Genomic DNA, 10,296 nt, shown 5'->3' with positions numbered 1-10,296 from the left:
GCCGGGGGCCCCCACCCCTCGATCCGTTCCGCGCGCTCAGAGCGCGTCGGGCCCCCGCTCGCCCGTCCGCACCCGTACGACCGTCTCCACCGGCAGCGCCCACACCTTGCCGTCGCCGATCTTCCCGGTCTGGGCGGCCTTCACGATCGCGTCGATCACGGCGTCCGAGTCGGCGTCCTCGACGACGATCTCGATCCGGACCTTGGGGACGAGGTCCACCTGGTACTCGGCGCCCCGGTACACCTCGGTGTGGCCCCGCTGCCGGCCGTAGCCGCTGGCCTCGCTGACGGTCAGACCGTGGACGCCCATCTCCTGCAGGGCGGTCTTGACCGCGTCGAGGCGGTACGGCTTGACGATCGCGGTGATGAGCTTCATCGAAATCCTCCGAGAACCCCGGCCTTCAGGTCGGGATGGGGTGCCTCCCGCTTGCGGGGGAGAATCGGACTCGTGGGGAGCCGGGCAGGTGCAGGGGGCAGGGCGATTACCGCCCGTCGTCGACGACCCGTCAGGAACTTACAATGTGGCGTGCTAGCTTGTGAACCATGGTCACGCATGTGAAGCGGGCGTTCAAGTACCGCTTCCATCCCGACGATGCGCAGGCGGCGGAGCTGTCGCGCACGTTCGGGTGCGTGCGCAAGGTCTACAACTTGGCTCTCGAAGCCCGGACCGTCGCGTGGTACCAACGCCGCGAGCGCGTCAACTACAACGCGACCTCGGCGATGCTCACCGCGTGGAAGAAGACCGAGGAACTGGCCTGCCTCGCCGAAGTGTCGTCGGTGCCGTTGCAGCAGTGCCTGAGGCATCCGCAGGGCGCGTTCACCCGCTTCCTCGAGGGTCGGGCGAGGTACCCGCGGTTCAAGTCGCGCAAGAAGTCCCGCCGTTCGGCGGAGTACACCAGCTCGGCCTTCCGGTACCGCGACGGTGCCCTGACCCTCGCCAGGATGCGCGAACCGCTCGCCATCGTGTGGTCGCGTCCCCTGCCCGAGGGCGCGGTCCCGTCCACGGTGACCGTGTCCCAGGACGCGGCGGGGCGCTGTTCGTCTCCCTGCTGTGCGAGGACACGATCCCCCCGGCCCCGGCCACCACGGCGGCTGTCGGTATCGACGCGGGGATCACCACTCTGTTGACCCTGTCCACCGGGGAGAAGGTCACCAACCCGAGGCATGAGCGCCGTGACCGGGCCCGGCTGGCCAAGGCGCGGCGGGAGCTCTCCCGCAAGGTCAAGGGCTCCGCCAACCGGGACAAGGCGCGTGTGAAGGCCGCCAAGGTGTACGCCCGGATCACCGACCGGCGCCGGGACCACCTGCACCAACTGACCACTCGTCTCGTCCGTGAGAACCAAACGGTCGTGATCGAGGACCTCACTGTCCGCAACATGGTCAGGAACCACAAGCTGACGCGTGCGATCTCGGACGCGGCCTGGCGCGAGCTGCGGGCGATGCTGGAGTACAAGTGCGCCTGGTACGGGCGCGAACTCGTCGTGATCGACCGCTGGTTCCCCAGCTCGAAACTGTGCGGGGCCTGCGGCACGGTCGCGGCGAGGATGCCGCTGGACGTCCGAGAGTGGACGTGCGGCTGCGGCACGGTGCAGGACCGCGACGTGAACGCGGCGAAGAACATTCTCGCGGTCGGGCTGGCCGTGTCTGCCTGTGGAGACGGTGTAAGACCTCAACGGGAGTCCTCCCGGACGGGGCGGTCGTCGGTGAAGCAGGAACCCCAGCGGGCGACCGCTGGACTCCCCCGCCTTTAGGCGGGGGAGGATGTCAAGCCTTGGCCTTCTGCGTTCGGGGGGGCGGGGGCTCGTCGAGCTCACCGTCGGTGCCGGGTGCGGCGGGGCTCCGTGGATCAGGGAGAATGGGCGCCATGAGCGTCCGTACCCAGTCATCCGAGCAGCCCGCCGAGGCCGCCCACCGCGCCGGCTTCGCCTGCTTCGTGGGCCGCCCCAACGCGGGCAAGTCCACCCTCACGAACGCTCTGGTCGGCCAGAAGGTGGCGATCACGGCGGACCAGCCGCAGACCACGCGGCACACCGTACGGGGCATCGTGCACCGGCCGGACGCCCAGCTGATCCTGGTCGACACCCCCGGCCTCCACAAGCCGCGCACGCTGCTGGGCCAGCGTCTCAACGACGTCGTCCGTACGACGTGGGCCGAGGTCGACGTGATCGGCTTCTGTCTGCCGGCGAACGAGAAGCTCGGCCCCGGTGACCGCTTCATCGCGAAGGAACTGGCGTCGATCAAGAAGACGCCGAAGATCGCGATCGTCACCAAGACCGACCTCGTCGAGAGCAAGCAGCTCGCCGAGCAGCTGATCGCCATCGATCAGCTCGGCAAGGAGCTGGGCTTCGAGTGGGCCGAGATCGTGCCCGTCTCGGCCGTCGCCGACAAGCAGGTGGACCTGCTGGCCGACCTGCTCGTCCCCCTCCTGCCGGAGGGACCCGCGCTCTACCCCGAGGGCGACCTCACCGACGAGCCCGAGCAGGTCATGATCGCCGAGCTGATCCGCGAGGCGGCCCTTGAGGGCGTCCGCGACGAGCTGCCGCACTCCATCGCGGTCGTCGTCGAGGAGATGCTGCCTCGCGAGGACCGCCCGGCCGACCGTCCCCTCCTCGACATCCACGCCTTCGTCTACATCGAGCGCCCCAGCCAGAAGGGCATCATCATCGGCCCCAAGGGCAAGCGCCTGAAGGAGGTCGGCATCAAGTCCCGCAAGCAGATCGAGGCGCTGCTCGGCACCCCGGTGTTCCTGGACCTCCATGTGAAGGTGGCCAAGGACTGGCAGAGGGACCCGCGGCAGCTGCGCAAGCTGGGCTTCTGACGGAGCGTGGCCTCGTAGGGGCGCCGGTGGCCACACCGGCGCCCCCTTTCTCTTCACTTCACTGTTCAAATTTGACTAGAGTGGAGGGATGGGTGAGAAGACGATTCCGATCCTTCCCTGCCGGACCCTCCAGCCCGTGCTGGACTTCTACGAGGCCCTCGGCTTCGAGGTGACCTTGCAACAGCGCAGTCCCAACCCGTACGCGGTGGTGGAACGAGGTGAAGTGGAGCTGCAGTTCTTCGGGCTGAAGTCGTTCGATCCCGCCCGGTCGTTCAGCACGTGCTATGTCGTGACGGACGACGTCGACGGCCTGTACACGGCCTTCAGATCCGGGCTCAAGGAGGCGTACGGGCGGATACCGGCCCGGGGGCTGCCCCGGCTCGGACCGCTGAAGGACATGTCGTACGGCATGCGACAGTTCCTGATGACCGACCCGGGCGGCAACTGCGTACGCGTCGGACAGCCGACGAGCACGGACCAGACCTACCGGCCCGCCCCGAAGGAGACCTTCGCGCGAGCCCTGCACCACGCGTCCCTGCTGGCGGACTCCCGGGACGACCCGGCGAGCGCGGCGCGGGTGATCGACCGGGTGCTGGCCCTCGACGAACGGCCGGCCGGACCCCTGCTGCTGCGGCTGCTCGTGCTGCGGGGCGACATCGCCGTCCGGCTCGGCGACGAGGAGACGGCGGCCGCCGCACTCGAACGGGCCGGGGCGGTGCCGCTCACCGCCGGGCAGCGCGACACCGTCCACGACGCGCTGCTGCGGCTGGAGGACCTGCGGGAACGGGGCCCGGCGTGAAAAGAGCCGCCGCCCCGGTTCTCCGGGGCGGCGGCGGGTGTCCTGTACGGGTCGGGAAGGGTCAGGCGGGGGTGTGGGCTAGCGCGTCCACCAGGCCGCCGAGGTGCTGCGCAGCGTGTTCGTGCCGCAGTGGATCTCGCCCATGCCCAGGTGGTACGTCTCCCAGTCGTCGAGGTACGACACCTTCATGCCGGCGCCGGTGTACGCGGCCGTCACCGCCTCGGTGAAGATGTCCTTGCCGCCGATGACCGGGCCCCACTGGCGCGGAGCGAGGTAGTGGGTGCGGCTGAGGACGATGCCGTTGACGGCGCCGGGGACGTAGGCGCTGGTCATGACGGAGGGCGCGGGGGCGGCCGGGGAGGCCGCCGCCGAGCTGTCGGGCGTCAGGGCGCCCCGGTCCGCCGTCGTGTCGTCGAGCCGGCGCTGCTGGCCGTAGTCCCGCGCGGCTTCCGGGAGTTCCGCCCCGGCGCCGAGGCGGGTCAGACGGGGCAGACGCATCTTCTCGTCGCCGCCGGACTGCGACTCGCCGACCATCTCCCGGCCCCGCGTGTACAGGGCCGGGACCCGGACGACCTCGGCGTCCGTGACGCCCGTCTCGCGCTGGAGCACCGCGAGGTTCTCCTCGATGCGGCGCGTGGCGAGGTTGTTGTCGGAGACCAGGTGCTTGGAACCGAGGGCCTCGGAGATGCTCTCCCAGGGGACGTCCGGCAGCGAGAACATCGACGTCGAGCCGTGGCCCGCCGCCTTCGCGTCACGCAGCAGCTTGAGTCCCGCCGCGGGGTCGGCGACCGCGATCTTCCAGCCGCGCGGGGTGTCGGCGGGCAGGAACTGCACGAACTCGTCGACGTGGCCGACGTGCAGCCAGGACGTGTCGAGGAACAGCGGGTCCTGCAGCCCCTGCGACTTCAGGAACGTCCGCATCACCTTCGCCGGCTTGGAGCCGGTGTCCGGGCGCTGGCCCATGATGATCCGGCCCGCCGGGTACGAGCGGTCGCCCTGCGCGTAGGGCGGAATGGTCTCCAGGTTGCCCATGGAGTTGAGCGTCCACTCCTCCGAGTCCTTGGCACCCGTCACCTGCACGGCACCGATGTTCGGACCGCGCATCTTCTCGAACAGCTCCCGGCCGGACTCCCGGTCCAGCTGGGCCGAGCGCAGCATCACCCGCATGGCCTGCCGCTTGCCGTCCGCGCCGGTCATGCTGACGTACGCGGGCTCGACGAAGTCCTGCGCCCAGATGTCGCCGTACTTGGTGAAGTTCACCGTCGGCTTGGTGATGCCGGCACTCTTGGCGGCCTTGTCCAGACCCTCGCGGAAGGCGCGGTTGAGCTTGCCGTAGTTGCCGCCGGAGATCTTGGTGACCAGCATCTGCTGGGCGTTCTGCAGGTGGTGGTGGGTCAGCAGCGGGGCCACGCGCAGGGTGACGGAGTCGGCGGTGGTGCCCTTGGAGGACTTCACGGTGAGCCGGACCCGGGCGGTGCCGTCCCACTTCGCGGTGTCCCGGATCACGTCACGGGCCTCGACGCCGAACTCGACGCCGGCCTTCAGCTCCGCCCGCGACAGCCGGGTCTTCGCGGTGACCGGCTCCCACTTGGTGCCCCGCTTGACGAACACACGGGTCTGCGCGGCGCCCGCCGTGACCTTGACGGTGCCCTGCGCCCCGGCGGGGACACCCGCCATCGGCACGGACCGCACGCGGGCCAGGTCGGCGGCGTCGGCGGTGCCGTTCACCTTGGTGTCGGAGGCGTCGTTGCAGGCGGCCAGCTTGGCGTCCGAGAGGGGCTTGCCGTTCGGGCCGGTGACCGGGCAGCGCTTGCTGTCGTCGTCGATGTTGGGCAGCATCAGCGCGCCCCGGGCGACGGTCCAGCCGTTCTCGCCGGCGGTGTCGGTGGTGCCGGTGACGTCGACGTTCCCGTCCCGGTTCGTGTCCACGCGCAGATCGGTGGGGGGCGCCCCGGCCGCGAACGCCGAGGGCGCCGCCAGCGAGGGCGTCGCGAGCAGCGTGCCGGACACCGCCAGCACGGCTATCGCCTGCCGTGCGGGGCGGGTTCGGGATGGTCTGGTTGAACGCGTAGGCACAGTGCGTCCCTTCGGCGGCGAGCGTGGTCAGCACTGAAGACGGGTGAAGGGGCGGATCCGTTGTCTGTGAAGCGACTGTGAATCACGTGATCTTCCGCACTCCGCCCGCGTGCGCCTTCGCATCCCGTCGGCGGGATCTACTCCACCGAGCGGATCCGCCCCACGAACACCGCCCCCGCCAGCCCGATCACCGCCGCCACCAGGTACAGCACCCGGTAGCCGCCCAGGTACGTCACGATCGGCGCGGCCAGCACCGGGGCGGCCACCTGCGGTAGGGAGTTGGCCACGTTGATGACGCCCAGGTCCTTGCCCCGGTCGCGTGCCTTCGGCAGCACATCGGTCATCAGGGCGAAGTCGACCGAGGTGAACACCCCGAAGCCCAGGCCGAGAAGGGCCGAGGCGACGATCGCGCCGGGCCAGGTCGGCCAGAGCGCGATGAGCCCGGTCGCGCCCGCCATCAGCATCCCCGACCAGTACACGAACGGCTTGCGCCGCCCCACCCGGTCCGACCACACCCCGGAGACCACCACCGTCGCCAGCAGCGTCGAGGCGTTCACCACCGTGAGGATGAGCACGCCCTCCTCCGGGTCGGGGTACCCGACCCGGTCCCGCAGATAGAACAGCAGGTAGAGCAGTCCGACGCTGTTGCTCAGGTTGATCAGGAAACGCGTCAGCCACGCCCACGCGAAGTCCGGGTACCGCCGCGGGCTCAGCCAGAAGCCCGCCAGGAACCCCCGCCACGACCACACCGGGCGCGCCGCCGCGGGCAGCCGCTGGTCCCGGTGTCCCAGCACGTACGGCAGCACGCCCGCCAGGGTGAACACCGCGCACGCCGCGTACCCGGCGCCGACGCCCCCGCCGAGCGTCGCCAGCCCCGTGCCGCCGACCACGCCCACGATCTGCGCCGCCCCCAGCCAGCCGCCCACCGCGCCCCGTTGGAGCCGGGGCACCCGGTCCGGGACCGCCGCCGTGACCGCCGCCCAGGACGCGTTCAGCGTCAGCTGCACCAGACACCAGCCGGCCGCCATGGTCCACAGCCCGCCCGCGCCCGCGAGCAGCAGCAGCGACACCGCCCCGCCCGCCGACCCGGCCACGATCCAGGGCGTACGGCGGCCCCAGCGGGACGTCGTCCGGTCCGACAGCGCCCCGAACAGCGGGGTCGCCAGCAGCGAGACGACCGCCCCGGCGCCGGTCACCCACGCCAGCATCGTCTCCTTGGACATGCCGGCGCCGGGCGCGAAGTCCTCCGCCTGGGAGGCGAGCAGGATCTGCAGCGGGCCGTACCAGCCCACCCAGATCGCCCCGTTGGCCAGCGCCAGGGCGGAGGTCCAGCCGCCGCCGACCCGCTCGACGGGCTCGGCGAGGGCTTCCGTCGGCCGTGTCGTCGTCATGCTCTGCTCTGGGCCCGCAGCAGGTCCCGGTACCAGGCGTACGACGCCTTCGGGGTCCGCTCCTGCGTCTCGAAGTCCACGTGGACCAGGCCGAACCGGCGCGCGTACCCCTCGGCCCACTCGAAGTTGTCGAGCAGGGACCACACGAAGTAGCCGCGGACGTCGACGCCCGCCGCCACCGCCTCGTGCAGCGCGCGCACATGGCCGTCCAGGTAGGCGATGCGCTCCTGGTCGTCGAGGCCCTCGTAGGAGCAGCCGTTCTCGGTGATGACGATCGGGGGCAGCCGGTCGCCGTAGCGGTCGCGGAACGTGGTGAGGAGTTCGGTCAGGCCGGCGGGGACGACCGGCCAGCCGAAGTCGGTCGTCGGGGCGCCCTCGACCTCCTTGACCGTGAACGGGAGTTCGGCCGGGATCGTGATGCCGCCGAACTCGATGTCCGCGCCCTCGGGCGCGCCGACCCGGGTCGGCGCGTAGTAGTTGACGCCGTACCAGTCCAGGGGCTCGGAGATGGTCTTCAGATCGGATCCGATGTCCGTCCCCGGCATCATCTCGCCGATCCCCTCCGGGTATTCACCGAGGATGATCGGCTCCGCGAAGAGGCGGTTGAGGAGGAGGTCGTAGAACCCGGCCGCCTCCACGTCGGCCTGCTCCTGCGACGCGGCCCACGTCGGCCCGTGCGAGTTGGCGATGCCGATGTCGGTGACTCCGGCCGCGCGCAGGGCCCGTACGGCCAGACCGTGGCCCAGCAGCTGGTGGTGGGCGGCCGGGAGCGCGTCGAACATCAGCTGCTTGCCCGGCGCGTGGGTGCCGAGGGCGTGGCCCAGCAGGGTGTGCTCGGCGGGTTCGTTGATGGTGATCCACTTGGTGACCCGGTCGCCGAGCCGGGCGGCCACGACGGCGGCGTACTCGGCGAACCGCTCGGCGGTGTCCCGGTTCAGCCAGCCGCCGGCCTCCTCCAGCGACGACGGCAGGTCCCAGTGGAAGAGGGTCGGGACGGGGCGTACGCCCGCGCCCACCAGCTCGTCCACCAGGCGGTCGTAGAAGTCGAGCCCGCCGGGCGAGTTCACCCGGGTCCAGGAGACCGAGAAGCGGTACGCGCCCACGCCCAGGTCGCGCAGGAGGGCCACGTCCTCGGGGTAGCGGTGGAAGTGGTCGCAGGCCACCTCCGCCGTCGAGCCGTCCTTGACGTGCCCCGCCCCGGCCGTGAAGGCGTCCCACACGGACGGCTCACGCTCGGCCGCGGCCCCCTCGATCTGGTGCGCGGAGGTCGAGACGCCCCACAGGAAGCCTGCCGGGAACTGGGGTATCGGGTTCGTCGGATTCGTCGCCATGGGCGGATCATCCGTACCACGGGTAACGGAAGTCAACGCCCGAGGGTGAAGTGCCCGTTACGCACCCCCGGCGCCGCGGCGGGCCTGCTCACGCCCCCTCCTTGAGCACCCTCCTGATCAGCTCCCGCTGCTCCTCGGTCAGCCCGGGATCCGCGCCGTGCACCGTCCTCCCGTCCACCGTGATCTCGTAACGGAAGCCGTCCGGCACCCCGAACGGCGGCGAGTCCCGGCCGGCGGCGAGCGCGCACTCGGCCAGGGCCCTCCACTCCTCGGCATCGGGCCGTCCGGCGGTGTCCACCACCGCGTGCCGCTCGATGCCCGCGAAACCGCCCGTGCGCCGCACTTCGATACGCATGGGTCATGTCTAGTACGGATCGGGGCGCGAGCGCAGCACCGCCCGGCCCGGAGCCGCCACTCACAGCGTCCGCACGCCCACCTGTTCCCAGGCCTTCAGCACCGCCGTCAGTTCGTCGCCCTGGCCGTAGCGGTCCTTCGCGGCCTTCACCGTGAGCGTGGCGAAGTCGACGAAGAGGGCCTGCTTGCTCAGTTCGCCCCCGGTGAGGACGTCGTACCAGATCTGTCCGGCGCGCTCCCAGGCGTGACCGCCGAGCGCGGTGGCCGCCAGGTAGAACGCGTGGTTGGGGATACCGGAGTTGATGTGGACGCCGCCGTTGTCACGGCCCGTGCGGACGTAGCCGTCCATGGTCGCCGGCTGCGGGTCCTTGCCGAGGACGTCGTCGTCGTACGCCGTGCCCGGGGCCTTCATCGAGCGCAGGGCGGTGCCCGTGACCCGTGGGGCGAGCAGGCCGGCGCCGATCAGCCAGTCCGCCTCCGCGGCGGTCTGGCCGAGCGTGTACTGCTTGATGAGCGCGCCGAAGACGTCCGACATGGACTCGTTGAGCGCGCCGGGCTGCCCGAAGTACGTGAGGTTCGCCGTGTACTGGGTGACGCCGTGGCTCAGTTCGTGGCCGATGACGTCGATCGGGATGGTGAAGTCGAGGAAGATCTCGCCGTCGCCGTCGCCGAACACCATCTGCTCGCCGTTCCAGAAGGCGTTGTTGTAGTCGCGGTCGTAGTGCACGGTCGCGTCCAGCGGCAGCCCGTTGCCGTCGATCGAGTCGCGTGCGAAGGACTGCCAGAACAGCTCGTACGTGGCACCCAGACCCGCGTACGCGCGGTTGACCGTGGCGTCCTTGCCGGGCTCCTCGCCCTCGCCGCGCACCTTCCGGCCGGGCAGGTCCGTGCCGTGGCGGGCGTCGTGGATCGTGCGGTGCGGCCGGCCCGCCTCGGCCCCGAGGGGCGCGGCGATGCCGGGGGCGCCGATGACCGTGGTCAGGCGGCGGTGGGTGCGCTCGAAGGCGTCGCGCTCCAGGGTCCTGCGCGCGGCGCCGGCGAGCACGGGGTCCTCGGCGCGCGAGAGCTTGTCGAGGACGTGGGGTGGTACGACGGTGCAGAAGACGGGCTCGTGGCCCCCGTAGGTCGTCATGTTCCGCACGATCGCACTCCGTTAGGGGTGTGTCACTAGGGGCCACCATGATTGGTGAAATGTCGCCGTATGGGTTGTGGATCGTCACCGCCGTGTTACGGAGGGTTGAGGTCGGGCTTTCCGTGGGTGGGGGTTCTCTCGCGGTCCCCCGCGCCCCTGACGAGGCGTGCTGTCGTGCCCCATGTGGGCTTGCGCACCTTTTGCCCCTTATTCGACGCCGGTCCCGCATACTGATACGACCCCGCACGGCAGGCACGGCTCGGCTAGGCTGCTCCGCATCATGCGTTTCGGGCTGCTTCTCCTTAGCTGCCGCGGCGAGGGCCTGTAGTCGAGGCCGACCCCCTCCCCGCGGTGCTTTGGCGTTGCGTCGTCGGCCGTCCTTTCGGACCATCGAGG

The 10,296-nt window shown here is 70.8% G+C and carries 8 protein-coding genes and 1 pseudogene; 3 read left to right on the top strand and 6 right to left on the bottom strand.

Features of this window, described 5'->3' with window-relative positions:
- Nucleotides 1–36: 36 nt before the first annotated feature.
- Nucleotides 37–375, bottom strand: a complete 339-nt coding sequence (locus ACFU5F_RS05045) for a P-II family nitrogen regulator (protein WP_383882057.1) — start codon at nt 373–375, stop codon at nt 37–39.
- 167 nt (nt 376–542) lie between these two features.
- On the opposite strand from ACFU5F_RS05045, the pseudogene ACFU5F_RS05040 reads away from it, so the two are divergent.
- From ACFU5F_RS05040 to ACFU5F_RS05030, 3 genes and pseudogenes are all read left to right on the top strand, one after another.
- Nucleotides 543–1,750, top strand: a pseudogene (locus tag ACFU5F_RS05040) (RNA-guided endonuclease InsQ/TnpB family protein).
- 104 nt (nt 1,751–1,854) lie between these two features.
- Nucleotides 1,855–2,817 (top strand): GTPase Era, encoded by a 963-nt coding sequence (gene era / locus ACFU5F_RS05035; protein WP_013003760.1) that lies wholly within the window; start codon nt 1,855–1,857, stop codon nt 2,815–2,817.
- Between the two features lie 88 nt (nt 2,818–2,905).
- On the top strand, nt 2,906–3,616 hold the full coding sequence (locus ACFU5F_RS05030; RefSeq protein WP_383882053.1) for a bleomycin resistance protein: 711 nt from the start codon (nt 2,906–2,908) through the stop codon (nt 3,614–3,616).
- A 78-nt stretch (nt 3,617–3,694) separates the two neighbouring features.
- On the opposite strand, the gene ACFU5F_RS05025 is transcribed toward ACFU5F_RS05030, so the two are convergent.
- From ACFU5F_RS05025 to ACFU5F_RS05005, 5 genes are all read right to left on the bottom strand, one after another.
- Complete coding sequence (locus ACFU5F_RS05025; RefSeq protein ID WP_383882050.1) at nt 3,695–5,635, bottom strand: protein-arginine deiminase domain-containing protein; 1,941 nt, start codon at nt 5,633–5,635, stop codon at nt 3,695–3,697.
- A gap of 194 nt (nt 5,636–5,829) precedes the next feature.
- Nucleotides 5,830–7,083 carry an MFS transporter gene (locus ACFU5F_RS05020; protein ID WP_383882047.1) on the bottom strand — a complete coding sequence of 418 codons (1,254 nt, stop codon included), beginning with the start codon at nt 7,081–7,083 and terminating at the stop codon, nt 5,830–5,832.
- Complete coding sequence (locus ACFU5F_RS05015) at nt 7,080–8,414, bottom strand: GH1 family beta-glucosidase (RefSeq protein WP_383882044.1); 1,335 nt, start codon at nt 8,412–8,414, stop codon at nt 7,080–7,082. Before ACFU5F_RS05015 ends, ACFU5F_RS05020 begins: the two co-directional genes overlap by 4 nt.
- Nucleotides 8,415–8,502: 88 nt before the next feature.
- The gene (locus ACFU5F_RS05010) at nt 8,503–8,769 is read right to left on the bottom strand and encodes a protealysin inhibitor emfourin (protein ID WP_383882041.1); all 267 of its coding nucleotides are present in this window, start codon (nt 8,767–8,769) and stop codon (nt 8,503–8,505) included.
- A gap of 60 nt (nt 8,770–8,829) precedes the next feature.
- Nucleotides 8,830–9,900, bottom strand: a complete 1,071-nt coding sequence (locus tag ACFU5F_RS05005; protein WP_383882038.1) for a M4 family metallopeptidase — start codon at nt 9,898–9,900, stop codon at nt 8,830–8,832.
- Between the last annotated feature and the right edge of the window lie 396 nt (nt 9,901–10,296).

Source organism: Streptomyces sp. NPDC057438, assembly GCF_042802995.1.
Classification (GTDB): Bacteria; Actinomycetota; Actinomycetes; order Streptomycetales; family Streptomycetaceae; genus Streptomyces.
Note: the sequence above shows the minus strand (reverse complement) of the source record. Positions and strands in the feature narration are given on the sequence as shown.

Bases quoted from the DNA above. Each gene is read 5' to 3' on its own strand.
- ACFU5F_RS05045 (WP_383882057.1), bottom strand. From the start codon at position 375: ATGAAGCTCATCACCGCGATCGTCAAGCCGTACCGCCTCGACGCGGTC.
- era (WP_013003760.1), top strand. From the start codon at position 1,855: ATGGGCGCCATGAGCGTCCGTACCCAGTCATCCGAGCAGCCCGCCGAG.
- ACFU5F_RS05010 (WP_383882041.1), bottom strand. From the start codon at position 8,769: ATGCGTATCGAAGTGCGGCGCACGGGCGGTTTCGCGGGCATCGAGCGG.
- ACFU5F_RS05005 (WP_383882038.1), bottom strand. From the start codon at position 9,900: ATGACGACCTACGGGGGCCACGAGCCCGTCTTCTGCACCGTCGTACCA.
- ACFU5F_RS05015 (WP_383882044.1), bottom strand. From the start codon at position 8,414: ATGGCGACGAATCCGACGAACCCGATACCCCAGTTCCCGGCAGGCTTC.
- ACFU5F_RS05030 (WP_383882053.1), top strand. From the start codon at position 2,906: ATGGGTGAGAAGACGATTCCGATCCTTCCCTGCCGGACCCTCCAGCCC.
- ACFU5F_RS05020 (WP_383882047.1), bottom strand. From the start codon at position 7,083: ATGACGACGACACGGCCGACGGAAGCCCTCGCCGAGCCCGTCGAGCGG.